This is a genomic window from Janthinobacterium sp. GW822-FHT07H11 (assembly GCF_058798615.1).
This window is the reverse complement of sequence record NZ_CM179507.1, coordinates 3,158,713-3,184,892: the sequence shown is the minus strand read 5'-3', so window position 1 is coordinate 3,184,892 and position 26,180 is coordinate 3,158,713. Positions and strand designations below refer to the sequence as shown.

Annotated in this window: 15 protein-coding genes; 9 read left to right on the top strand and 6 right to left on the bottom strand. The window is 65.3% G+C overall.

Annotation, left to right across the window (positions count from 1 at the left end):
- Positions 1–11 precede the first annotated feature (11 nt).
- Complete coding sequence (gene ertE / locus AC3RCJ_RS14125) at positions 12–1,283, top strand: N-carbamyl-l-glutamate amidohydrolase ErtE (RefSeq protein WP_492962665.1); 1,272 nt, start codon at positions 12–14, stop codon at positions 1,281–1,283.
- A 4-nt stretch (positions 1,284–1,287) separates the two neighbouring features.
- Here the strand turns inward: ertE and AC3RCJ_RS14120 are convergent, their stop codons facing one another.
- The 5 genes from AC3RCJ_RS14120 to AC3RCJ_RS14100 all read right to left on the bottom strand — a co-directional run bounded on the left by AC3RCJ_RS14120 (position 1,288) and on the right by AC3RCJ_RS14100 (position 14,018).
- Complete coding sequence (locus AC3RCJ_RS14120; protein ID WP_492962667.1) at positions 1,288–2,550, bottom strand: DUF3472 domain-containing protein; 1,263 nt, start codon at positions 2,548–2,550, stop codon at positions 1,288–1,290.
- 63 nt (positions 2,551–2,613) lie between these two features.
- Positions 2,614–4,005 carry a Gfo/Idh/MocA family protein gene (locus tag AC3RCJ_RS14115; RefSeq protein ID WP_492962669.1) on the bottom strand — a complete coding sequence of 464 codons (1,392 nt, stop codon included), beginning with the start codon at positions 4,003–4,005 and terminating at the stop codon, positions 2,614–2,616.
- Between the two features lie 66 nt (positions 4,006–4,071).
- A complete protein-coding gene (locus tag AC3RCJ_RS14110; RefSeq protein ID WP_492962670.1) occupies positions 4,072–7,119 on the bottom strand; it encodes a TonB-dependent receptor in 3,048 nt (1,015 codons plus the stop codon).
- A gap of 491 nt (positions 7,120–7,610) precedes the next feature.
- Positions 7,611–10,571: a TonB-dependent receptor plug domain-containing protein gene (locus AC3RCJ_RS14105; RefSeq protein ID WP_492962672.1), complete on the bottom strand. Its 2,961-nt coding sequence runs from the start codon at positions 10,569–10,571 to the stop codon at positions 7,611–7,613.
- A 96-nt stretch (positions 10,572–10,667) separates the two neighbouring features.
- Complete coding sequence (locus tag AC3RCJ_RS14100; protein ID WP_492962674.1) at positions 10,668–14,018, bottom strand: TIM-barrel domain-containing protein; 3,351 nt, start codon at positions 14,016–14,018, stop codon at positions 10,668–10,670.
- 356 nt (positions 14,019–14,374) lie between these two features.
- On the opposite strand from AC3RCJ_RS14100, the gene AC3RCJ_RS14095 reads away from it, so the two are divergent.
- The 8 genes from AC3RCJ_RS14095 (at position 14,375) to AC3RCJ_RS14060 (ending at position 24,015) form a co-directional block, all read left to right on the top strand.
- Positions 14,375–15,511 (top strand): SIS domain-containing protein, encoded by a 1,137-nt coding sequence (locus AC3RCJ_RS14095; protein WP_492962676.1) that lies wholly within the window; start codon positions 14,375–14,377, stop codon positions 15,509–15,511.
- Positions 15,498–16,460, top strand: a complete 963-nt coding sequence (locus AC3RCJ_RS14090) for an ROK family protein (RefSeq protein ID WP_492962677.1) — start codon at positions 15,498–15,500, stop codon at positions 16,458–16,460. Before AC3RCJ_RS14095 ends, AC3RCJ_RS14090 begins: the two co-directional genes overlap by 14 nt.
- Positions 16,460–17,803, top strand: coding sequence for a D-tagatose-bisphosphate aldolase, class II, non-catalytic subunit (locus tag AC3RCJ_RS14085; protein ID WP_492962705.1), 1,344 nt, complete (start codon positions 16,460–16,462; stop codon positions 17,801–17,803). The genes AC3RCJ_RS14090 and AC3RCJ_RS14085 overlap by 1 nt, the downstream gene beginning before the upstream one ends.
- Before the next feature lie 34 nt (positions 17,804–17,837).
- The gene (locus AC3RCJ_RS14080) at positions 17,838–18,605 is read left to right on the top strand and encodes a DeoR family transcriptional regulator (protein ID WP_492962678.1); all 768 of its coding nucleotides are present in this window, start codon (positions 17,838–17,840) and stop codon (positions 18,603–18,605) included.
- Between the two features lie 3 nt (positions 18,606–18,608).
- On the top strand, positions 18,609–19,703 hold the full coding sequence (gene nagA, locus AC3RCJ_RS14075) for an N-acetylglucosamine-6-phosphate deacetylase (protein ID WP_492962679.1): 1,095 nt from the start codon (positions 18,609–18,611) through the stop codon (positions 19,701–19,703).
- Positions 19,704–19,741: 38 nt separating this feature from the next.
- A complete protein-coding gene (locus tag AC3RCJ_RS14070) occupies positions 19,742–21,535 on the top strand; it encodes an MFS transporter (RefSeq protein ID WP_492962680.1) in 1,794 nt (597 codons plus the stop codon).
- A 211-nt stretch (positions 21,536–21,746) separates the two neighbouring features.
- Positions 21,747–23,144, top strand: coding sequence for a branched-chain amino acid transporter BcaP (gene bcaP / locus AC3RCJ_RS14065; RefSeq protein ID WP_492962681.1), 1,398 nt, complete (start codon positions 21,747–21,749; stop codon positions 23,142–23,144).
- A gap of 124 nt (positions 23,145–23,268) precedes the next feature.
- Positions 23,269–24,015, top strand: a complete 747-nt coding sequence (locus AC3RCJ_RS14060) for a 4'-phosphopantetheinyl transferase family protein (protein WP_492962683.1) — start codon at positions 23,269–23,271, stop codon at positions 24,013–24,015.
- A gap of 18 nt (positions 24,016–24,033) precedes the next feature.
- On the opposite strand, the gene AC3RCJ_RS14055 is transcribed toward AC3RCJ_RS14060, so the two are convergent.
- The gene (locus AC3RCJ_RS14055; RefSeq protein ID WP_492962685.1) at positions 24,034–25,692 is read right to left on the bottom strand and encodes a methyl-accepting chemotaxis protein; all 1,659 of its coding nucleotides are present in this window, start codon (positions 25,690–25,692) and stop codon (positions 24,034–24,036) included.
- Positions 25,693–26,180: the final 488 nt, after the last annotated feature.

Here is a 26,180-nt window from a genome sequence, read left to right as displayed (position 1 = left end):
AGAAAGAATACATGAACACCATCCCCTTCCCGCCCCTGAACGCCGAGCGCCTGTGGGCGCGCGTGGAAACCCTGTCGCGCATGACACTGCCCGGGGTACCGTGGACGCGGCGCGCCTTCTCTCCGCTGTTCCTCGAAGCGCGCGCCTGGCTGCGCGAGGAATTCCTCGCCGCCGGCATGCAGGTGCACCAGGACGACGGCGGCAACCTGGTGGGCCGCCTGCCGGCCCGCGCGGGCGCGCCGGCGCGGGCGCCCCTGGCCACCGGCTCGCACTGCGACACGGTCATGATGGGTGGCCGCTTCGACGGCATCATCGGCGTCTTGGCCGGCATCGAAGTGGCGCGCACCCTGCACGAACAGGGCATCGCTTTGGAGCACCCGTTCGAGGTGATCGATTTTCTGTCCGAGGAACCGAGCGACTACGGCATCTCCTGCATCGGCAGCCGCGCCTTTTCCGGCGCCCTGCCGCCCGACATGCTGGCAGCGCGCAATGCCGACGGCGAGACGCTGGCCGAGGGCATGCGCCGCATCGGCTGCCATCCGGAAAACCTGGGCGTGCCCCTGCGCGCGGCGGGCGGCACGGCGGCCTTTGTCGAGCTGCATATCGAGCAGGGTCCGGTGCTGGAAACGCGGGGCCTGCCGATCGGCGTGGTGACGAACATCGTCGGTATCCGCCGCGTTTCCATCGTCGTGCGGGGCCAGCCCGACCATGCGGGCACGACGCCGATGGATATCCGCAAGGATGCGCTGGTGGGCGCGGCGCGCGTCATCGACGCGGCCAACCGACGCGCCGCAGCGCTGTCGGGCAAGCCCCACTACGTGGTGGCGACCATCGGCCGCTTGTCGCTCACGCCGAACGCCTCGAACGCGGTGCCGGGCATGGTGGAGATGATGCTGGAAGTACGCAGCGAGAATGCGCAGGTGCTCGACGCGTTCCCCGAAGCGCTGATGGCCGAGGTGGCCGACGGACTGGCACAGCTGCGCCTGACGGTGGAGATGCAGACGGTGAGCCGCTCGAAGCCCACCGACTGCGCGCCGCTGGTGATGGATGCCGTCGAGTACGCAGCAGGTAAACTCGGCTACGCCAGCATGCGCATGCCCAGCGGCGCCGGCCACGATGCCGTGTACGTGGCGCCGACCGGCCCCGTGGGCATGATCTTCATTCCCTGCCTTGGCGGACGCAGCCACTGCCCCGAAGAATGGATAGAACCGACGCAGCTGCTCGACGGCGCCAGGGTGCTGTACCAGTCCATCGTGGAGCTGGACCGCGCGCTGGCGCCATAGGCCGCTACCGCATCGGCAAGGCCGCCACGTCGACGGCCGGCGCCTGGCCCGTGGCCGGGCGCGTGAAGTTCTGGCCCGTTTTCACATAATCGGCAAAAAAACCGCCGTTATGCAGGTAGAACCTGCCATCCTCCAGGCCACCGGCGTAATCCATGCGCTGCGCATTGGTGGCCGTCGCATCGCCCGTGTAGCGCCCCGCCGTCACTTCGGCCCAGGCGCCGGCGCTGGTTCTCGCCCACTGGTTGCCGAACTGGACGCTGCGCTCCGTGTAGCCCAGGGTGTCGATGAAGTTTTCAAGGAAGGAATGCACGCCCGTCAAATACGTGGAAATCGCCGGCCGCTTCCAGGTGGCGATATAGCGCCACTTGCCCGTCTCGGGCGCGAAGAACCAGGCCGAATAGTCGCTGCCGCCCTTGCCGTCGGGCCGCGCGCGCGTGATGAAACGGTAGGTCGTGCCGGCCGCCCAGTTGTACGACAGATAAGTCTGTCCACCCGTGCCCTCGCCGCCGAATGCGTTGTCGACCACGCCGGCGCCCTTGCTGACCAGGGTGGTTTTCGCGCCATTCTCGGCATCCCACACGGAAAACAGTATCCAGCGCTCGCTGGGCGACTTCACCTGGATGCCCATGTAGCCCTGGCCGAAGCCGTTGGACATGAAATAGGAACCGATGGCGTCCTGGCCCACGGGGACCGTCATCTCGTTATAAAAATACTCGGTATTGGCCGGCACCGTGTAGCCCATGTGCACGGACGGGCCGCGCCGCGACCAGTAGTAGTTGGCCGGGTCATTCGCGTAATTGAGCGCGGCGTTCGACGCCACCTTCAGCGCGGCGACCTCGCCGAACGTGGCATTGGCACGCGACAGCCCCTGCAAGTCCACCTTCACGTAGCCGGCCGCCGGCACGTTCACCGTGCCGACGGCGTAGGTCTTGCGCGCCTTGCCGGCCAGCTTGACGTCGAACGGCGCGCCATTGATCGTCACGCGGATGGTGCTGTTGCCGCCATCGGCCAGGCTGGCGTCCAGCGCCACGTGGACGGGTCCCGCCCCGGCCACGCGGAAATAGGTGCTGGCGACGGCATCGGGATTGCTCCAGCCGGACAGGCCACGCCCGTTGATGATGGCGCCCTCCTGCCCGCTGGTGATGAAGGCGTTGCCGGCCAGTTCCACGGTGGCGGACGGCGCGGACGCCACGGGCGCGGCCACGCAGGCGGCCAGCAAGGCCATCGCGGGAAGGACTGCGTAGCGCAATGAACTCCTGTATTTCATCAACGTCTCCTGGAATGCAAAAAACCCGCTACGGCGGCATGCGCGGTAGCGGGCGAATGGGGCTTAGTACTTGCCGTCGAGGGCGAAGATCGGCTTGCGCGACTTCCACTGCCCGCCCGTGAAGTCCGGGAAGTCCAGGGTCTGGAAGTTGGCGGCGATCGACTGCTCGGACAGCGGCGTGATGGCGCTCCACGTCACGGCATCGTAGATATCGATCGGCATCGGCGCATTGGCCTTCAGGGCTTCGACAAAGGCGTGGATGACGAAGAAGTCCATGCCGCCGTGGCCCGCGCCTTCGGCTTGCGCCGCGTACTTGCGCCACACGGGGTGCTCATACTTGTCCTGGTAGAGCTTGAAATCGTCCCACTGGTGCGGCTTGCTGACGCCCTCGATGTGGATCGAATTGTTCAGGTCCATCCACAGGCCGTCCGTGCCTTGCACGCGGAAGCCCAGCGAATACGGGCGCGGCAGGCTCGTGTCGTGCTGCAGGATGATGGTTTCGCCGTTCTCGCACGCCAGGGTGGTGGTGACGACGTCGCCCAGCTTGAATTTCACCTTGGCGTTCGCATGCTGCGCGCCACCCGGCTGCTTGACGATGTAGTCGTGCAAGCCGCGCGCCTTGGTGGCGAAGGCGTTGATGCGCGTAAAACGGTTGCCGCGGTTGATGTTGGTGTACATGGCGCAGGGGCCGATGCCGTGGCTCGGATACAGCTCGCCATTGCGCTCGACCGAGTGCTGCGTGCGCCAATGGGCTTCCGACCAGCCCTTCTCGCCGAATTCCACGCCGCCGCCATACGGCTTGGCCGGATTGCCGCTGTTGAATTTGACGGCGCGCAAATCATGCTGGTAGCCGCCCTGCAGGTGCAGCAGTTCGCCGAACAGGCCGGCGCGCACCATCTGCAGCGCCGCCATCACGTCGCGGCGGTAGCACACGTTTTCCAGCAACATGTACGGCGTGCCCGTCTTCAGCTGGGTGTTCAGGACATCCCAGTGGTCTTGCAGGGTGATGCCGGCCACCACTTCGCAGCCGACGGCGATTTTCGCCTGCATGGCGGCGATCGCCATCGGCGCATGGAATTCCCACGGCGTGGCGATGATCACGCCATCGAGGCCGCCCGCGTCCAGCATGCGCTGGTAGGCTTTCTGATCGCGGTCTTCGCCGTACGTGCGCGGGCGCGGCTTGCCGGCTTTGGCCACCTGGCCCAGCGCGTGTTTCAGCATGATCGGCTCGATATCGCACAGGGCCACCACTTCCACGTCATCGCGGCGCACCAGTTCGGCCAGCAGCACCTGGCCGCGCATGCCCGTGCCGATCACGCCCAGGCGGACCTTGTCGCGGCCGGCGGCCGGTGCGGCGTTGGCGTCGCCAGGCAGCAAGGCGCTGCCGGCCATGGCGCCACCGGCCAGCGCTGCGCTGGCGGACAGGAAATTGCGTCGATTGATTTGTGTCGTCATTGGTCTCTTCTCGCTTCCGTTGGTAATGATCGTCACCGGCCCGCCGCACAGCGGGCCGGTTGCAGGTTAATAGGTGTATTCCGCCGTAAAGCGCACGGAACGCGGCGCCGTGCGTCCATCGACCTGCAGGTAATTGCGGGAGATGGCGCCATGGTCTTCGCGCGTTTCGGTATAGCGGGTGACGGTCTGGCTGTTGAACACATTGAAGACGTCCACTTTCAGGCTCAGGCCCTTGACGGCGCTGGGAGTATAGGCCACATTCATGTCGAGCTGGGCTTGCCATGGCAGACGGCCCTGGCTGCCGCGCGGCGCCGGCTTGCCGTTGCAATAGAAGTAGGAATCGCCGTAATTGTTCTCGAACTTCAGTTCATCGGGCAGCGCGCCGATGCAGTTGCGCGGCGCGCCCGAGGTCAGCGACAGGTTGGCGCCCACCGTCACGTCCGGGATGACCTGCATGAAGCCGTAGGCCTTGAACGCGTGGCGGTGGTCGCCAGGCAGGTAGCCATAGGCGTTGTACATCAGTTCCTTGTGGTCGTCGCTGACCGTCAGGCCCACGTCGCCGCCGCCGATGCTGTCCGTCTGGCCTTCCATATTGCCCTTCAGGGCAGACAAGGTGTAGGTCAGCTTGCCGTACCAGCCATTCGTGTACGGGTGTTCGACGAACAGGTTCAGGGCGCGGTAGGTGCGCGATGGCAGCGGGTTGCCCCACTCCGCCGCCGAAATATCCACGCGGCGCAAGCCCTTGCCGTCGTCGAAGTCCACCATCAGGCTGTTGTCGCGGCCCGGATTGATGATGGCGCACTGGAAGCCGCTCCACTTGCCCGTGTCGACGCTGTTGCGCGCGGCCCAGGCTTGCAGCGGACGTTCATCGCAGCTGTCGTCGTTGGTGTCGTTCAGCTTGCGGTACAGCACACTCGCGCCCACCACCAGCTTCTTGCTCAGGGCACGTTCGAAACCGAGCGAAAACTCATCCTGCGACAGCGGTTTCAAGCCGATGGCCGTCACTTCGCGCGCATCGCGGCTCTGGCCATAGGCGTTGTTGGCCGAATACGGCTTGCTGATGGCGTGCAGGCCCGTCGGCGCGCCCGTGACGGGATCGACGCCCGTGTAGGTGAACATCTCGCTGGTGGCCAGGAAGGGGCTGGCCATGTTGCTCGACAAATTCGATGGCACCGGCAGGTGGTAGCGGCCGCCGTTGGCGAAGAATTTCAGGGTGCCGTCGCCCAGGTAATCCCAGGTGGCGCCCAGGCGCGGGGCGATCATGTTGCGCTGCGAAATGAAGGCCACGCCATCGGTGCTGTAGTTGGTGAACTGTTCCCGGCGCAGGCCCAGGTCCAGCAGCACGCGTTCCGTGACCTGGTAGTGGTCCTGGATGTACTGCGCCGATTGCACGCTGGTCGGACGCGCCAGGTTGGCGTTCAATTCCTTGCTGACGTAATAGCCATCCTTGCCATAGCCGTTGCCCTGGGCCGGCGTCTCAAAGGCGCCGTTGATCAAGAGCGTCGGATCCTTGACCTTCTCGTACCTCCAGCGGTAGCCGCCGGCCAGGCTCAGGCCCACCTTCGATTCCACGTCGATGCGGTCGATGCCGCCGCGCAGCGAATGCTTGCCCAGCTTGTATTCCAGGTCCAGGCGCTTGGCCTTCTGGCGGTCTTCCGACGACGGGTCGACCAGAGTACCGGTCACCGTTTGCGGATTGGTGTACGTCAGGCCAGGCACCTGGGTCGATTCATTCGACGACGTTTGCGCCAGCAGCGGATTGTAGCCTTCCGGGGTACGGCGGTGCGAAGTGCGCGACTGCCCCATCATCGCCGTCACCGTCAGCTTGTCCGTCAGGTAGCCCGTGTACTTGAAGATATCGACATTCGCGCCCGGCGCGGCCGACGAACCGCAGCAGTTGATGGTGGTCTCGCTCCCGCCGCCAGGCACGTTGTTGCGTTTTAAGGTGGCATAGTCGAAACCATAGCTCTGGCTGTCCGTCGTCGTGCGGTCATACAGCTTGGTATATTCAAAGTGATGGTCGTCCGTCAGGTTGTAGTCCAGCTTGGCCATCATGCGGTCAACCTTGCTCTTGCTCTCGCGCCAGCCGTTCGGCAGCACCTTGTCCACCAGGTCGTCGCGCGCACCGGCGACGGCGCCGCCGTCCGTGCGCGTCTGTTCCAGCGCCACGAAGGCGAACAGCTTGTTCTTGATCAGCGGACCGCTGCCGTACAAGCCGACGACCTTGCTGGTGCTGCCGTTATCGCGGTTCCAATACTTCAAGGTGCCATCCGTCTCCGGATTGGCGCCCGTGTTCGGGTAATACCGGTTTTCCGTCGTGCCCTTCAGCGAGCGGGGGATGATGGAGACCTTGCCGCCGAATTCGACCTTGTTGCCGCCGCTCTTGGTGGTGATGTTGATCACGCCGCCCGTGGAGCGGCCGAATTCCGAGCCATAGCCGCCCGACAGCACCTGCAGGTTGGAGATGGCGCCGAACGGCAGCTCCGACGCGCCCACCTGGGTCAGGAGGTTGGTGATGGGAAAACCGTTGACGTAGAACGCATTTTCCGACTGGCCCGAGCCGCCGATCGACGGCGCATTGCCATACACGCTGTTGGTGCCGCGCGCCACGCCCGGCGTCAGCTGCACGATGGAAGCGACGTCGTTGCCGACCGGCAGCGCTTTCAATTCCTTGGCGGTGAAGATCACGCCATTGTTGGTGTTCGATACGTCGATCGGATTGCGCGACGCCTTCACCACGACGGTCTGCTCCTGGCCCACGGAACCGGCCGCGCTGGCCGGGCCGAAGTTCGCTTCGGCGCCCGCGCCGATCAAGGCTTCGACTTCCTGCGTCGCTTCCACCGAGCCGGCGCGCAGCACGCGCACCGCATAGCGGCCCGGCGGCATGGAGTTGGCCACATAGCGGCCCGACGTATCCGGCGTCAGGCTGCGCTGCACGCCCGTCGCCAGGTTTTCCAGTACCACGGTGGCGCCGGCCGGCGCACTCACTTCGCCGAAAATGGTGCTGGTGGCGTTCGACTGCGCCCAGGCCTGGCCTGGCACGCCGGCCGCCAGGGCGATCACGATCGCGGCGGCGCGGCTGATGTCGCGCAATTTGAGTCGGGTGGTATGCATGGTGTCTCTCCGTCTTTATCGAGGGTTATGCGCGCCCTCCCCGCTCCAGGGCGAAGCCGGGGGATGCAATTTTTATGGTGAGCGTCGGAAGGGAGAGCCAGGCAGCCGTCCCTTCCGGGAAATCAGTCCGTCTTGGCTGATTTTCGTTTTCTTGGGATTACTTTAAAAAGAAAAATAAGTATCGTCAACAAAAAGAAAGTTTCAGCGCAAATTTATCGCTAAATCCAGTAAATAAAGACGTTTTATCTTTCGATTCAATCCGCGATACGGCAGATAACTTTCGTTATCGTGGCGTTACGGATACACACGCAGGCAAGAAGGCGGCCGGCAGGGGACATTCCGCACGGCAATCCTGAGGGAAAAACGCGAAAGAGACCTTGGCAATCAGCTTTCACTTACGTTTATCTTTCGTATTGCGCAGTTCGGAATGTTGTCTTTTTCTTTTCATGGCCATACCCCGGCCCGTTGGCAGGCCGGGGCGGCATCAGGCTTTAAAAGAACTTGTAGCTGGCCGAGAGCGCAAACTGGCGGCCGAACAGGTCCTGGCTATGGTTGTAGCCTTCCCAGCCGTTCGGGTCGTAGTACGGCTGCTTGTTGAACGCGTTCTTCACGTTCAGGCCCACGTCCAGGTGCTTGATCGGCTTCCAGCTGAAGGCCAGGTTCACCGTCGTGTACGACGGCGCGCCCTTGCACTGGCCCGCCGGCAGCGAGACCGAGGCGGCGGTGCAGTTTTCCGGCGTGTTGTCCTTGTCCCACGGGCCGTACGCCCAGCGCGTCTTGCCCGAATAGTTGATGAACACGCTGCTGACGAAGTTGCGGTAGCTCCAGTCGGCGTTGACCGTGGCGCGGTAGCGCGGCGAATCGTAGTAGCCGACGGTATTGCCCTTGATGTCGCTGCCGTCCTCGCTGTCGTGGGTGTCGCGCTTGCGGATGGTGGCGGCGATGCCGGTACTCAGCTTGCCCCAGTCGCCGAGCGCAAAGCGCGTGCGCGCGTCGATGTCCACGCCATCCATCAGGGTGCGGCCGCGGTTCGAATACGAATTGATCAAGCCGCCCAGGTTGCCCACGGAATACTTCGGCACGCCGCCCGCGCACACACCCGCGTTGGCGGGATTGGCGCACATGGCCGCCACCGCCGCCATATTGCCCCGGTCCGCGTCCGTCAAGTCGTTGCGGATGGCGCTGGGCGTGCCGGCCAGGGTCGGGCCGTACTTGTCCACCAGTTCCGTAAACAGCTCGTTGAAGTCCTGGCGCACGATTTCGTCGCGGCGGTTGATGAACCAGTAATCGATGGAGATGCTCACGTCCTTGGCCGGCTGCAGCACCAGCCCCACGGTGGAAATCTTGGCCTTTTCCGGACGCAGGTTCTGGTTCGGCGGCGTCAGGCCGCCCACCGTCGTCGAGCAGTTCGAATTGAGCAGGCTCTTGCCCAGGTCCGCATCCGTCGCCACCGATGACTTCATCAGGGCGCGCGCCATGGCATTCGTTTCATCGCAGCGCACCGTGTCGCGGATGCCGCCCACCTGGGCAAACACGCCGCCCGAGCCCGATTCAGCCAGGTTGGGCGCGCGGAAGCCTTCCGAATAGGTCCCGCGCAGCATCAGGTCGGGCCGCGCGCGCCAGATCACGCCCAGCTTGGGCGCCAGGTTGGCCGAGAAATGCGGATATTTGTCCAGGCGCGCGGCGGCGTTGACTTCCAGCGTGTCGGAAAGCGGCACCACCACTTCGCCAAACACGGCGGCGATGGTGCGCTTGCCATCGAACCAGGAACCGCCCTGCTGCGTGATCAGGCCATTGGCCGCGTCCGCGTTGCCGGGCGTGAGAAAGCTCTCGCGCATGACGTTGGTGCCCACGGCGGCGCGCACTTCGCGCTCGCCCAGCTTGAACAAGGTGCCTTCCAGCTTCGCGTCCCAGGTCATCAGCTTGGTCCACGATTCGATGGCGAAGGTCGGGTAGGCGGCGCGCAGCAGCGCCGCATTGGCGTCACTGATTTCGCCGAACTTGTAGGCGGGATTGTCGGAGATATACGTGCGGCCGCTGACGGGATCTTTCGTGAACGGGCCGAACGCCTGCTTGAAGCCATTGATATTCAGGTTCGCCGTCTGGAACAGGGTCGAATGGCTGCCCGCCACGCTGAGCGCCGTTTCAAAATCCCAGCCGCCGCCGATGCCGCCGCGCAGGCCGACGAGCGCGCGGTAGTTTTCATCGACATTCTTCTGGCCGAAGTGGCCCGTGGCGTCCTGCAGCAGATAGTTCAAGCCCGCCGCGCCGCCCATCTTGGCCAGCATGTCGGCATCGAGCTTGCCCTTCAGGTAGACGTTGTTCGGGCTCAGGAAAGGCGTGGCGAAGGTGTTCAGGGTATTGCCCGTATTGCGCGCGAACCAGTTGTTCGTGCTGCCGCTGTTGAAGCTGGACGGGCCATTCTCGCCGCGCATCTTGATGTGGGTGAACGCGCCTTCCGCGAACGCTTCCATGTCGTTGCCCAGTTTCAGCCGGCCGCTCAGGTAGGCCGTGGCGCGCTCCGAGGTGGGGCCCGTGTCGAGCTGGTTGGGCAGCGCATTCCACACGCAGCGCGTGCCCGACGCTTCGGTGATGCTGTTGTTGCAGCCGGGCGCGGCGCGCTGGGTGCGCGCATTGTTGTTGGCCTTGTCGAAGACAAAGAAGGTCCCCGGATTCATCACGCCCGGCTCGCTGCCGACGCCCACGCGCATGTTCGGGATGAAATTCGGATTATTCGCATAAAAATACGCGGGACGCTTTTGCCAGGTGTCGGCCAGCGCGATGCGGTCGCGCTGGTAGACGTTCACGGAACCGTAGATGTTGTAGCCGTCGCTGGCCAGGTCGCCCAGGCCATACAGCACGCTGGCCTGGCGCTCGCCATACGCTTTCACGCTGGGCGAAAACTCGCCGTTGGCGCGCGCCTCCAGGCCCTGATACGACTTCTTGGTGATCACGTTGATGACGCCGGCCACGGCATCGGAGCCATACACGGCCGACGCGCCGTCCGTCAAAATTTCCATGCGCTCGATGGCGGCGGCGGGAATGGCGTCGATATTGACGAACATGGTCTGGAAGCCGGCCGGCGCGCCATAGAACGACAGGCGGCGGCCATTGAGCAGCACCAGCGTGCCCTGCGCGCCGAGGCCGCGCAAGTTCGCCTGCGAACCGCCGTCCGAGCCCGTGAACATCGAGCGGAAGTCCTGCTGCGCCGGGCGGGCGGCAGGCAGGTTGTCGAGCACCTGCAGCAAGGTGAGCGCGCCCATGTTTTCGATCTGCTTGGCATTGATCACCTGCACCGGCGACGCCGTTTCCGCGTTGATGCGCTTCAGGCTGGACCCCGTCACTTCGACGCGCGCCAGTTTTTCCTCTTCCGCTGCCAGCGCCGTTGATGCCAGCGCAGTTGAGCACAATCCTACCGCCACCATGGCGGCCATCAGTTTTTTCAAGTGCATTCCCATCTCCCTTTTATAAGTGATTTGTTTTCGTCAGGCTGCAAGAGCCCCTCCCCGGTCCGAAGAGGGGCTCTTTTTTGATGAAGTGAAACGTGGTTAGCGCGGCTTGACGGTCGCGCCTTCCGTGCCGGTGAGCACGGCGTTGGCCCAGTTGCCGCAGACCTGGGCCGGGTGGGCGCCGCGCGCGCCCAGGGTGCGCAAGCTGAGCTGGCTCAGGCCGCGCACGTCGATTTCGGGTTTGACCACCCCGGGAGCCGTGACCAGGCCGCTGTCATACAGCAGCCGTTCACCGCTCCAGACCTGGAATTGCAAGCCGCCCGCGCTGCGGCAGCTGTCGTCCACGCCCAGGTCGGCGCGCAACAGATTCCAGTTGCCCGCCAGCTGCAAGTCGATGCGGCTGGCGGGTCCCACGCCGAGGCCCTTGCGGAACCACAGCCCGTTCATGCGCATCTCGGCCGCCTTGCCGGCCGGGCGGTCTTTCGCGACAGTCTTCGGCAGCGCCAGGTCCGACAGATAGCGCTGCACCTCTTCGCCTTCGGCCACGCGGTGCTCGAGCACGCGGAAGGCGGACAAGGTGACGGGCGCCACGTCGGTGGCCAGCGCCGCGTCGAACGCGCGCGCCACCGGGCCCGTTTGCGCCGCCGTCACCATCGGGTCGGTGGACGCGGCGCCGTCGCCTTCCGGATTGTGCGTGCTCATGACGCGGAAGCGCAGCAAGCGCCCGGCCGTGGCGGGGAAATTGATCGTCTGCGTACCCTCTTGCAATTTGAGGGTGCCGCGCGCAAGCGCCGCGCCCCACTCGCCGTTGTTGTCGCCGATGTAGATTTCATAATCGCGCACCTGGCCATGCTTCCAGTGCTGGTCATTGCGCGGCGCCAGTTCGATGCCGTCGACCAGGCGCCGTTCCGTAAAGCCGATCACCCATTCATGCGGTCCGCTTTTCACGGACGGGCTGCGCACGGTGCGGAACCAGGTCTCGGGCTTGCCGTCGAAGGCGTTTTCCAGCGGGTAGCCGCTTTCTTCCGCAGGACGCGCCACCACCTGCATGGCGTCGGCCGGCAAGGCGCGGCCCGGTACGGGGGCGACGGGGAAGTCGGCATCGATACGCGCCACGGCCAGCGCGCCGGCCACCTGCACGGTCAAGGGCTGGCGGATGTCCTGCGCCGCCACTTTCACGTGCACGGTACCCTGGCGGTCGGCAGGATCGAAGAACCAGGCATCAAGCGCCTTGTCGTAGGCGGCGCGGTCGGCGGATGCCGCGATCAGGCGTTCGCCGGCGCGCACGGCGGCCGGGGCCTGGCCCGCCAGCATGCGCAGCGCATAGCCGCGGCGCGCTTCCTGGCCCTGGTACTGGCCATCGACGGCGCCGATGTCGACCTGCACGTCGGCGCCCGTCTGGCGCATGCGGATGACTTGCTGGCTGAAGGCGCCGCCCTGGTACTGGCGCGTATTGCCGTCGTCTTCATACAGGGTGTACTCGGAATCGCCGTGCGGATAAACGTCCAGCGTGAGCTGGTCCTTCGGCTTCTGGCCGTCGTACAGCATTTCCGGATACATGGGCAGGATGGCGCCGGCGCGGACAAAAACCGGCAGCTTGTCCAGGGTCACCTGCAGATCGAGGTCGCGCCCCTTCGCGTCGGCCGTGGCCTGGCGGCCATCCCAGTAGTCGTACCACGTGCCCTGCGGCAGGTGGATGCCCTTGCGCCAGCCGCCGCTGACGGCCTGGCTGCGGTAGACGGGCGCCACCAGCACGTCGCGCCCCAGCAGGAATTGGTATTTATATGCTTCCGTGTAGGCGGCCGGGTCTTGCGGGTAATCCCACATCAGGCCCCGCACCAGCGGCGCGCCCGATTGCTCCGCTTCGCGCACCAGCGTATACATATACGGCGTCAAACGCATCTTGAGTTTTAAATAGCGGCGGTTGATGTCGCGGTACGGCTGCTCGAACCACCACGGGTGCTTGCGCTCGGCCGCGGCCCAGCCGGACATGCCCATCAGGACGGGCGTAAAGCTTTTCCACTGCAGGTCGCGCAGATAGGTTTCCGGGCTGCCGCCGAAGATGGCATCCACGTCGCCGGACGCATACGCCTGGCCGGACAGGCCCGAGCCGATCAGGGTCGGGATGTGCCAGCGGATGTAATCCCAGCTGGCGCTCTGGTCGCCCGTCCACGCCACGGCGTAGCGCTGGATGCCGGCCCAGCCCATCACCGTCCACAGAAAGGGACGGCTGTCGGAGTTGTTCAGGATTCCGTCATACGCGGATTTGTTCGCATCCATGGCAAATTGATATCCCTTGCCCGTCCACGCCACGTCCAGCTTTTGCACGCGGCTGCCCGCCTGGCCCACTTCCCAGGCGATCTTGTCGACGCCGTTTTCCGTCCACAGGCCCGTGCGGAAACCATAGCCGGCCAGGCCCTTCACGGTGTCCGGCAAGTTCGTGTAGCCGCAGCCGTAACCGTCATTGGGCAGGATCCAGCCGCCCGGCATGTCGTGTTCGCGGTACTGGCGCGCCACGGTCTCCACCACGTCCGGCGTCTTGCCCGTGGGACCGTCCGTCCAGCCCTTGGGCACGGAACCGGGCTTTTTCACGTTGTCGCCATCGTTGTAGCAATCGGCGTCGCCGTATTCCAGCGCCCAGCGGGGCAGCATGCGTGCGCGGCCCGTCAAGTCCGTGTAGCGGGCAACGACGTCGCGCAAGTCCTTGCCGACAAAGAAATACGCATCGAAGCGGCCTTCCGCGTGCTGCAGCGAGATTTGCTCCTGGTCGCGCAAGTCGTAATTACCGTCGGACCAGGTATTGCGCAGCATGCCCCAGCCCCGTGAACTCATGAGGAATGGCGCGGGATTCGGCCGGTCGCCCTCTTCCCAGCCGCCCGAATACGACACGGGCACCTGCTTGCCCCTGAATTCGAAGCGGCCATTCTGCTGGCCGCCGCCAAAGTAGCGCTCGCCCGGCACGCTCGACAGCAGCTGCACGCCCTGCTTGTCGTCGAGCGACAGCGGCTGCACTTCGCGCCACAGCGGCACCGCATCGCCCTTGCGGAACAAGGTAAAGCGCAGCGGTTTGCGGTCGATGCGCAGGCTCAGGGCTTCGGTACTGATCACGATATGGTCCGGCTGTTCATCGATCTGGTATGCCACCTGCGCGGCAGGCTGGCCCACGACGATGGGCGCGGCCTTGTCGCCGGGGCCAGTCAAGCCGGCCTTGCCGCCCGCCTGGATGCGCAGCACGTCCGATTGCGGCAGGCTGACGCGCAGCTGCATGCCCGTGTCGCTGCGCAGATCCCAGCCCAGCGCATCGCCCTTGGCCACGTCGGCCGCATGCACGGCACTCAAGCTGCTCAGATTGCCGATGGGCGCGGCTTGCAGGCCAGGGGCGGCCAGGGTGGCCAGGGCGGCGAGGACGCAGGCGGCAAGGGCGCGGCGGGGAAGCGGGAGAGGTTTCATCAGACGGCTTTCAGGATCGAAGTGATGGAAATACTTTAAGAAGAAAAATAAATATCGTCAACCAAAAGAAAGTTAAAACGTCAATTTATTGATAAAATGCCCAGAATTGGCGCATTTATCTTACGTTTCACCAAAATGTCACAAAACATACTTTCGTTATCGTCGCATTTCAGCGACAGGCGGCAGCACGGCTGGCTTTCATGCGGCACCGCAACATGACTGCGGTCCAGAAAAACCCCAATGCAGCGACATTATTTCGCAAGCCTCACAACTATTTACTTTCGTTTTACTTTCGTATTTGACTTTTCGAAATTTAGTATTTATGCTTTCTCCAACAAACACTTTACTGACACTCCATGACTACCCTTCTTCAGCGTGACATTCAAACCTGGCGCGACATCGGCGGCCTGCACACGGCCGAGGAAATCGCCCACCAGCCGGCCATCTGGCGCGCGCTGGCCGGCATTCTGCGCAAGGAGCAAGCCGGCCTGGCCGCCTTCCTCGGCGACGCGCTATCCCATCCCGCGCAGCGCGTCATCCTGACGGGCGCCGGCAGCTCGGCCTATGTGGGCGAAATCATCGCCGATACCTTGAATGCGGCCTGGCCCGCGCAGATCCGCGCCATCGCCACCACGACCTTGCTGACGCACCACGAGCTGTACCTGGAAGCAGACGCGCCCACCCTGCTCGTGTCGTTTGCCCGCAGCGGCGACAGCCCGGAAAGCCTGGCGGCCGTGGAGCTGCTGCGCCAGGTCGTGCCCGGCGCGCGCTTCCTGAACATCACCTGCAACGCGGACGGCAAGCTGGCGCGCCAGGGCGCCAACGACAGCAATACCTATAACCTGCTGATGCCGGAAGGCAGCTGCGACCGTGGCTTCGCCATGACCAGCAGCTTTAGCAGCATGCTGCTGGCGGCCCTGTCGGTACTGGGCCAGGACACGGATTTGTCCCGTCTGGAGACGCTGGCGCAGCTGGGCGAGCAAGCCTTGCGCGACTGGTCGGCGCCCGTGGCGGAGCTGGGTGCCACACCCGTGCAGCGCGTCGTCTACCTGGGCAGCGGCCCGCTGGAAGCGCTGGCCAAGGAAGCGGCATTGAAGATCCTGGAATTGACGGGCGGGCGCGTGATGGCGATGGCAAATACACCGCTGGGTTTCCGCCACGGCCCGAAATCGGCCGTCACCACGGAATCCCTGGTGATCCTGCTGCGCAGCAGCAAGCCGCTGGCGCGCCAGTACGAAGACGATCTATTGAAAGAACTGCGGCGCGACAGCGTGGCGCAGACGTGCCTGACGGTGGGCAGCGGCGGCGACCTGTCAGCCGACGCGCCGGCCTGGCCCGACGCCTGGCTGGCCCCGCTGTGGCTGCTGATGGCGCAGCAATATGCGCTGCACCAGTCCGCGCTGCTGCAACTGCGCCCCGACAATCCATTCGCCGGCGGCATCGTCAACCGTGTCGTGCAGGGCGTCACCATCTATGGCCATGAGCAATTCTAATCACACCGCCGGCTACCACGGCATCGACATCGGCGGCAGCAAGATGGAGCTGGTCGCGTTTGCCGACCGCGACGGCGCGCTGACGGAAGTATTCCGCGAACGCGTGGCCACGCCGGGCGACGATTTTGCCGCCTTCGTGCAGGCGATCGTCGACCTGGTGGCGCACGGCGACGCCGCCCTCGGCACGACGGCGCCCGTCGGCATCGGCTTGCCCGGCGTGATCGACAGCGCCAGCGGCCGGCAGCTGAGTTCCAACGTGCCGGCCCTGAATGGCCGCCTGGTGGCGCACACCCTGCGGCAAGCCTTGCAGCGCCCTGTCGCCATCGGCAACGACTGCCAGTGTTTCGCCCTGTCGGAAGCCCAAGGCGGCGCGGCCGACCATGCCGCCAGCATGTTCGGCGCCATCCTCGGCACGGGCGCCGGCGGCGGTTACTGCGTGGGCGGCCAGCTGCTGCGCGGCTTGAACGGCGTGGCCGGCGAGTGGGGCCACTGGAGCCTGCCCGCCACCCTGCTGGCGCAGCACGGTTTGATCGATTACGCCTGCCCGTGCGGCAAGACGGGCTGCCTGGAGCGCTATGTCTCCGGCCCCGCCATGAGCAAGTTATATGCGCATTTCGGCGGCGAAGGCACAGAGCCGCTGGCCACGCTGGCCATCGTCGCGCGCGCCAATATAGGCGACGCCGTGGCCCAGCGCACGGTGGCCGTGCACCTCGACGTGCTGGGCCACGCGCTGGCCGGCCTGGTGCTGGCCTACGACCCGCACGTCATCGTGCTCGGCGGCGGCCTGTCCAAGCTGCCGCACCTGTACGACAAGCTGCCGGCCGCCGTCAAGCGCCATTTGTTCCCCGGCGTGCACGTGCCGCCCATTTTGCCACCGCGCTTTGGCGACGCCGGCGGCGCGCGCGGCGCGGCCCTTTTGATACGACAACATACAAAGGCATCAACATGATGACGCAAGCGGAAAACCCGACCTTTACCCTGTCCCCGATCCAGCAAGTGATCAAGGCGCACCGCCGCGGCGAGCGCGTGGGCCTGTATGCCGTCTGCTGCAGCCACCCGAGCGTGCTGCGCGCCGCCATGCGCGTGGCCAGCGACTACGACACCGTGCTGCTGGTCGAGGCGACCTCGAACCAGGTCGACCAGTTCGGCGGCTATACGGGCATGACGCCGGGCGTTTTCCGCGACAGCATGCTGGCCATGGCCCGCGAACAGGGTTTCCCCGCCAGCCGCCTCGTGCTGGGCGGCGACCACCTGGGCCCGAACGCCTGGCAGCATCTCGATGCGGCCACCGCCATGGACCACGCCGAGACCCTGATCGCCGCGTATGCGGCGGCCGGCTTCCATAAAATCCACCTCGATTGCAGCATGCGCTGTGCCGACGACCCCTTGCAGCTCGACGATGAAACCGTGGCCGCCCGTTCGGCGCGCCTGTGCCTCGTCGCCGAAGCGGCGGCCGCCGCCGCCGGCTTCGCGCCGCCCGTCTACGTGATCGGCACGGAAGTACCGGTTCCCGGCGGCGAAGCATCGCTGGCGCAGGCCGGCGCCGTCACCAGCCCGCAGGCCGCGCGCCGCACCCTGGACGTGCACCGCCGCGCCTTCATGGAAAACGAGCTGCATGGCGCCTGGCGCCGCGTCATCGCCATGGTGGTGCAGCCGGGCGTCGATTTCGACCAGAGCAGCATCCAGCACTACGATGCGGATGCCGCCGCCGAGCTGTCGGCCTTTGTCGCCGAGCAGCCCGGCCTCGTGTTCGAAGCCCACTCGACCGACTACCAGCGCGAATCGGCCCTGCACGCCATGGTGCGCGACCATTTCGCCATCCTGAAAGTGGGCCCGGCCGCCACCTTCGCCCTGCGCGAGGCGCTGTTCGCCCTGTGCCAGATCGAGGAAGAGCTGCTGCCGGCGCACGCCACCTCGCAGCTGATGCAGGTGCTCGACGACGTCATGGTGGCCAAGCCGAAGAACTGGATCAAGCATTACCTGGGCACGCCGGAAGAGCAGCGATTGATGCGCCGCTACGGCTTGAGCGACCGTTGCCGCTATTACTGGGGCGAGCCGGAAGTGGCGGCCGCCGTCGGCAAGCTGCTGGCCAACCTGGACACTGTGGCGATTCCGCTGCCGCTGCTGAGCCAGCATTTGCCGGAACAGTATCTGGCCGTGGTGCAGGGCAGCCTGGAAGCACAGGCGCCGGCCTTGATCGAGCACAAGATCGGCAGCTTGCTGGCGCAATATGCGCGCGCCTGCAACCGCAATGCGGCAGTGGCCGTCATTGCCGAAGCGGCAATCTGTTAAGCTCGGTATTTTCACTTTTACCGAGCCCGCCACCATGCGAAATACCAGCCAACGCCGTGAATCCATCCTCCAAATGCTTGCCCAGCAGGGCACGGTGCAAGTGACCGATCTGGTGGAAAAGCTCGGCGTGTCCGCGGTCACCATCCGCAGCGACTTGAATGCGCTGGAAGCGCAAGGCATGGCCACGCGCAGCCACGGCGGCGCGACCCTGACGCGCACGCCGCCGCTTGAACACACGATACGCCAGAAGGACGCCATCAACCACGAGCAGAAGGAGCGCATCGGCGCCTATGCGGCGCGGCTGGTGGAACCGGGCGACAACATCATCATCGACTCGGGCACCACCACCATCTCGCTGGCGCGCCATCTGCGCGATGCGACGGGCGTGACGGTGGCCACGAATGGCCTGAACATCGCGTGGGAGCTGGCCGACGCACCCGGCGTGGACCTGATCCTCACGGGCGGCCTGCTGCGCAAGCAGTCGCTGTCGATCCAGGGCAGCCAGGCCGAGACCTGCCTGCAGGCCTACAGCTTCGACAAGCTGTTCCTGGGCGTGGACGGTTTCGACCTGCAGTTCGGCGTCACCACCCACCACGAAGCGGAAGCAAGCCTGAACCACAAGATGGTGGAACGGGCCAAGAAAATCATCGTCCTCACGGACGCCTCGAAGTTCGGCCGCGTCAGCCTGCACCGCATCGTGCAGCTGGACCGGGTCGATACCGTCATCACCGATGCCAGCATCAGCCAGGAGTACCGCGAAGGGCTGCACAAGCTGGGCATCGAACTTTTTATAGCGGAATAACACATGCTGAGCGGCAGAATCCTTACCCCATCTGGCTGGATCACGGGCACCATCACTTTTGACCAGCGCATCGTCCAGATACAGGAAGACCCTGCCGCCGACAGCGCGCTGACCATTTTGCCCGGCTTTATCGACCTGCACGTGCATGGCGCGGCCGGTGTCGACATCATGGAAGGCGGTGACGCGGGCGCCAGCGTGGCGCGGGTGCATGCGCGCCACGGCACCACGGCGCTGCTGGGCACCACCCTGACGGCGAAAGAGCCGTCGATCGTGCGCGCCCTGCAAGGCCTGGCCGGCGTCATCGCCGAGCGCCCGGCCAACGGCGCGCGCATGCTGGGCGTGCACCTGGAAGGCCCGTTTTTGAACCTGCACCGCCTGGGCGCGCAGCCGCCCGACGTGGTGCAGGCCAGCCTGGCGCTGGTGCAGCGCTTCCACGCCATCGCCCCCATCAAGGTGCTGACCATGGCACCGGAGATTCCCGGCCACCTGGAACTGATCCCGCAACTGGCGGCCATGGGCATCCGCGTGCAGATCGGCCACAGCGCCGGCACGTATGACGAAGGCGTGGCGGCCCTCAAGGCCGGCGTCTCCGGCTTCACCCACCTGTACAACGGCATGACGGGCATGACGCACTACGACCCCGGCATGGTGGGCGCGGCGCTGGCGCACGCCGAATACGCGGAAATCATCCCCGACCTGCAGCACGTGGCCAAGGGCGCCCTGCGCGCGGCCCTGCGCGCCATCCCGCGCCTGTACGGCGTGACGGACGCCACCTCGGCCACCGGCATGCCCGATGGCGAATACGGCCTGGGCACGCAGCGCGTCTACAAATGCCTGGGCTGCGTGCGCCTGGCCACGGGCTCGCTGGCCGGCAGCGTGCTGACCATGGACCAGGCCCTGCGCAATTTCGTCGAGCTGGGCCTGGACCTGGCCGACGCCTCGAACCGTTTGTCCCTCTATCCCGCCGATTACCTGGGCGTATCCGAACGGGGCCGTTTGGCACCGGGCGCCTGGGCCGACATCGTCGTCCTCGATTCCAGCTTGCAGCCAGTGTCCGTCTTCGTCGAAGGCGCGGCCATCGATCTTTCCACCCGCTAGACCCCTACCACCCACCTCAACCCCGTCCCGGAGTTACCATGCACGACACGTCACACAAGGCCCCCGTGTGGGCCATGCGCTACCTGCTATTTATTGCCGGCATGGGGGGATTGCTGTACGGCATAGACATCGGCATCATCGCCGGCGCCCTGCCCTACCTGGAATCGACGGCCTCGGTGGCCTGGAAACTGACGGCCCAGCAGCTGAGCTTTATCGTCGCCGCCGTGCTGCTGGGCTCCGTGCTGTCGTCGCTGTTCGCCGGTGCCCTGGCCGATATCCTGGGCCGGCGCTGGGTGATGTTCCTGGCCGGCGCCCTGTTCAGCGCCAGCATTCCATTGATCGCCCTGGCCGACGGCTATACGCCGCTGCTGCTGGGCCGCCTGCTGCAAGGCATCAGCGGCGGCTTGATCGGCGTCGTCGTGCCCCTGTACCTGGCCGAATGCCTGCCCGCGCAGCAGCGCGGAAGAGGCGCCGCCCTGTTCCAGCTGCTGCTGACCATCGGCCTGGTGGCGGCCGCCCTGATCGGCCTGCTGCAGGCGCAGACGGTGGAAACGGCCACGCAGGCGGCGCAAGCGTTGCCGGAAGCGGGCCGCATCGCCGCCATCTTCGCGGCCAAGGACCACGCCTGGCGCAGCATCTTCTGGGTCTGTTTGACGCCGGGCCTGGTGTTTACCATCGGCGCCCTGCTGCTGGCCGAGTCGCCGCGCTGGCTGGCGCAACGGGGCCGCATCGAACAGGCGCGCCAGTCGCTGCTGCGCACGCGCCTGCCCGCCGTGGCCGACCTGGAACTGCGCGACATGCTCGACACGCCCGAGAACGCGGCCAAGGCCGGCGGCAATGCCAAGGCAAAAGATCCGCTGCTGAGCCGCCGCTACGTGCTGCCCTTCCTGCTGGCCTGCCTGATCCTCGCCTGCACCCAGGCGACGGGCATCAATTCCATCCTCGCCTATGTCGTCAATATCTTGAACCAGGCGGGCCTGTCGGGCGCCTCGGCCAACATGGCGGACGTGCTGTTGAAAGTGCTGAACGCCGTGATGACAGTGGTGGCCGTGCTGCTGGTCGACCGCAAGGGCCGCAAGTTCCTGCTGATGCTGGGCACGGGTGGCATCGTCGTCTCGCTGCTGGCGGCCGGCTTGCTGTTCCGCGGCGCCGAAGCGCACCTGGCCGACGTGCGCCCCGCCATCGCCGCCCAAGTGCAAAACGACGGCCTGGCCGTGCACCTGGACGCGGCCACCCTGACGGCGCTGGGCGCGGCCGCCGACGGCACGCCGCAGCAGCTGACCATCGCCTACGCCTACGGCCCGTTCACGAACGTAAAAAGCCTGCGCAGCGACGATCCCGTGCTGCGCCAGGTCAGCATTGCCCGCGAAGACGCCGTGCAGGCCGACAGCGTGATCGGCGTGTTCTTCCGCAAGCTGCACCTGAACCCCTTCGCCGATCCGGCCGCCGGACGCGAGGCGCCGCTGCGCATCGAAAAGGCCAGCCTGGGCCCCGTGCCCTCGTCCACGCACGGCTGGCTGGTGGCGATCGCCATCTGCGTGTTCGTCTCCAGCTTTGCCGTGGGACCGGGCGTGTGCGTGTGGCTGGCCCTGTCCGAGCTGATGCCGACCCGCATCCGCTCGAACGGCATGAGTATCGCCCTGCTGGTGAACCAGTTCGTCTCGACCGTGATCGCCGCCATCTTCCTGCCCACCGTGGGCTTGCACGGTTACTCGACCCTGTTCTTCTTCGGCGCCGGCTGCACCGTGCTGTATTTCCTGGCGGCCGCGTTTTTGCTCCCCGAAACCAAGGGCAAGACGCTCGAAGAGATCGAAGCGCACTTTTCCAGGTAAGCCAAAGTAACCAACTGTAACAGTCTCCTTTACGGCCCCGGTCCATCATCCCGGGGCTTTTTTTTGCCTGTTTCGCAAGTTGACAGGGCGGGTGCGCACGGCGATGTACGGTTTTCCTTCTGGAATCACGGGCGCGTGGGCTAGAATCTGGCTGCGTCGTGCTACTCACGAGGCGGCAATGGCGCCATGACAAAAACCACCAGGAGACACAGTGAGCTTATTTAGAACCAAGAATTTGGATGATATGATTGCCCACAGCAAGAAGCCGGGAGGTCTGGCAAAAGTACTGGGGCCCTTCGACCTTGTCCTCATGGGCATAGGCGCCATCGTCGGCACCGGCATTTTCGTGCTCACCGGCACGGGTGCGCTGACGGCCGGCCCCGCCCTGTCGCTGTCCTTCGTCGTGGCGGCCGTGGCCTGCTGCTTCGCCGCCCTGTGCTATGCGGAATTCGCCTCCACCGTGCCGGTGGCCGGCTCCATCTACACCTACAGCTATGCCACTTTGGGCGAACTGGCCGCCTGGATGATAGGCTGGGACTTGCTGCTCGAATACGGCCTGGCCGCGGCCGCCGTCTCCGTCGGCTGGTCCGGCTATTTCCAGTCGCTGCTGTCGGGCTTTGGCATCGCCCTGCCCGTGGCCCTGACGGCGGCGCCCGGCGCCCTGCCCGGCGTGACCACCTTCATCAACCTGCCGGCCCTGGTCATCATGCTGGCCCTGACGGCCATGCTGGGCTGGGGCGTGCGCGAATCGGCGCGCCTGAACAACATCATGGTGGCCATCAAGGTGGGCGTGGTGCTGCTGTTCATCATCTTCGGCGCGCGCCACGTGCAGCCGGCCAACTGGCAGCCCTACATGCCGTTCGGCTACCACGGCATGCTGAGCGCTGCCGCCCTCGTCTTCTTCGCCTTCATCGGCTTTGACGCCGTCACCTCGGCCGCCGAGGAAGTCAAGAAACCGTCGCGCGACCTGCCGATCGGCATCATCGGCTCGCTGGCCGTGTGCGCCGTGCTGTACGTGGTGGTCTCGGCCATCATGACGGGCATCGTGCCATATCAAAAATTCCTCGGCGTCGACCATCCCGTCTCGCTGGCCCTGCAATATGCGGGCGAAAACTGGATCGCCGGCTTCGTCGACCTGGGCGCCATCCTCGGCATGACCACCGTCATCCTGGTGATGGCCTTCGGCCAGACGCGCATCATCTTCGCCATGTCGCGCGACGGCCTGCTGCCCAAGCGCCTGTCGACCGTGCACCCACGCTTCCACACGCCATTCTTCGCCACCTGGCTGGTCGGCATCGTCTTCGGCCTGATCGCCGCCACGATCCCGCTCAACATCCTCGCCGAGCTGATCAACATCGGCACCCTGGCCGCCTTCACCATGGTCTCCGTCGCCGTGGTGGTGCTGCGCAAGAAGCGCCCCGACCTGCCGCGCGCCTTCCGCTGCCCCGGCGTGCCATATGTGCCGGCGCTGGCCGTGATCCTGTGCGTGGGCCTGATGACTTTCCTCAGCTGGGTCACCTGGATGGCCTTTTCCATCTGGCTGGTGATCGGCCTGGTCATCTACTTCGGCTACGCGCGCCGCCGTTCGCTGCTGCACCCGCCGCAATAAGGCCGACCTTGCCCCGCGCCCGCTCCCTGCCGCACCGGATGGCCCAAAAAGCCGTCCGCGTACGCCAGCGGCGCGGCGCAAGCGGGAATCGCCCATGCAGCGACAGTGTTCAGGGCTAGGCATCATGCCATCCATGCACAGCATCGTCGACGCCGATTGCATCCCCTTGGCGCCCTATGGCCTGCAATCGGCGCAACGGCTGCGCATGGACATCGGCGGCCAGGCGCTCGAGGTGCAGCTGATCGGCTTTGATGCGGCGCGCTTTCACGCGGACGCCTACCGCCATGCCGCCATGCCCCTGCCGCCGCATATCCTGCACAGCCGGCAGATACGCCAGGCGGAATTCTTTTTCGGCCGCCTGGCGGCGCGCCTGGCGCTGCAGGCGCATGCGCCGCGGACGCTGGAAGTTCCGACCGGCCCCAACCGGGAGCCCGTCTGGCCCGCCGGCATGCTCGGCTCCATCAGCCACAACCGCCATCGCAGCGGCGCCGTCGCGCTGCCGTGCGGCACCGCACGCGGCATCGGCCTCGACCTGGAAGCGCCCGGTACGGCGGAACAGCACGATGCCATCGCCTCGGTCGCCATCAATGCCGATGAACTGGCGCTGGTCGCCGCCTCGCCGCTGGCGTTTGGCCAGACGATGACGCTGTTTTTTTCCGCCAAGGAAAGCTTCTACAAGGCAGTCTACGGCGATGTCGGACATTTCTTTGACTTCCAGGCGATCAGCATCGCGGCCATCGATGCGGCGGCCGGCGCGCTGCGCTTTACCGTGCGCCAGCACCTGTCGGCCAACTGGCCGGCCGGCGCGACCGGCATCATCCACTACACTTACCTGGACGACGCCGACCTGCTGACGCTTTTCCTCTGGTGAATCCCGCGGTACGCCGCCTCAGGCCGGCACCGGGCTTGCCGGGCCCAGCCTGGAACGCAGGCGCGGCGCGGCGGCCGCGTCGAGGACAGGCGCCTGCCGCGCGACCGGCGCGGCACTGCGCACCAGCTGGAAGGAATCGACCAGCAGTGCCAGCTGCACGGCCTGCCGCTGCATGTCGGAAGCCGCCGCGGCCGCCTGCTCGACCAGCGCCGCATTTTGCTGCGTCACGTCGTCCATCTGCGTGATGGCCTGGTTGATCTGCTCGATGCCGCCGCTTTGCTCCTGGCTGGCGGCCGTGATGTCGGCCATGTAGCCGGCCACTTGCCGCACCGAATGTTCGATTGCCTCCATCGTCTTGCCGGCATCCTGCACCAGGCGGCTGCCCGTCTCCACCTTGCCCACCGAATCGCCGATCAAGACCTTGATTTCCTTGGCCGCCTGCGCCGAACGGTGCGCCAGGCTGCGCACCTCGGACGCCACGACGGCAAAGCCGCGCCCCTGCTCGCCCGCCCGAGCCGCTTCCACGGCCGCATTCAGGGCCAGGATATTCGTCTGGAAGGCGATGCCGTCGATGACGCCGATGATATCGACGATCTTGCGCGAGCTGTCCTGGATCGATCCCATCGTGGCGATCACCTGCGACACGGCCTGCTCGCCCTTGCGCGCCGTCTCCGACGCGCTGCTGACGAGGCGGTTCGCTTCACGCGCATTGTCGGCATTCTGCTTGACCGTGCCCGTCAGCTCCTCCATCGACGATGCCGTTTCTTCCAGCGCGCTCGCCTGCGACTCCGTGCGCTGCGACAGGTCCGCATTGCCGGCGGCAATTTCCTGCGCCCCCCGGCTGACCACGCCTGTCGATTCCTTGATCTGCCCGACCAGCAGCTTGACATTCGTCTGCAGCACGCGCAGCGCCTGCACCACCGCCGTCAGCTCGTCGTCACCGCTGGCGGTGATGGCGCCCGACAGGTCGCCCGCACTCATGCGCTCGATATCGGCGCGCATGCGGCCCAGCGGCGCCACGGCCGCGCGCTGCAGCGCATAGCCGCCGGCCGCGCACGACAGCACGCCGCACAGCGCCGTCAGCAGCACCAGCATGCCGGCCTGTCCCGTGGCCGCATACGAGCAGGCAGGCGTCGCGGCGAACAGCAGCGCCAGCACGCCGAACACCAGCGCCATCCTGGCGCGCAGCGACAGCCGCGCCAGCAGGTTCAGGCGCCGCAGCGACGAGCGGGGCACGGCCGCGCCTTCGCGCACTTCGATGGCCTTGCTGCCGCTCTTGATGGCGCGGTAGGCCTGTTCGGCGGCCGCCACCTGCTCGCGGCTGGGCTTGACGCGGATCGAGGTGTAGCCCACCATCTTGCCGTTTTCCAGCATCGGCGCCGCGTTCGCTTCCACCCAGTAGTAGTCGCCATTCTTGCAGCGGTTCTTGACCATGCCCGTCCACGCCTTGCCGCTCTTGATGGTGCGCCAGAAGTCGGCGAAGGCCTCGGCCGGCATGTCCGGATGGCGCACGATGTTTTGCGGCGCGCCGATCAGCTCCTGCGCCGAAAAACCGCTGATATCGATGAAATCCTGGTTGACATAAGTGATATTGCCCTGCAAGTCAGTCTTCGATACCACCGTCTGCTTGTCACTGAGCACATATTCCCTGTTCGTTACCGGCATATTCGTACGCATGTCTGTCTCCTCTATCCACCGTAAGCGGATGGCCGCGCCATCCTGAATGACAGGGCTCGCGCCCCTGCTTCAACCCGTCGACCTGTTCCTGCCTGGATCGCGAAGCAGCGGGTGAAGAAGCGGGCGCCAATACCACGTTCCGGCCCTCATTCACTGCTTTTTGATTTAGATCAAATTCATTGTGCCGCATAAATTTACCAATTACAACAAATAAATCCACATGGAAACATTTTTCTCGATTCCGGCTTCCGGTGACGGATCCCCTGCAATCGCGTGCGCCATAGGTAAAAAAATGCCAGTCCGCACATTTTTTTCACTCACTAGGCAGAAATCTGCTGTGTGGAAAATCCAACTAAATCATTGAAATCGCAAAATTTGTTGCAATCATTTTTATTTGATGTATGATGATTTCTGAGGAGAAACCAAAGTGGTGCAACAGACATCGCAGCCTCCACCACATCGGAGTATCCGTATTCATGCAGGGGAGA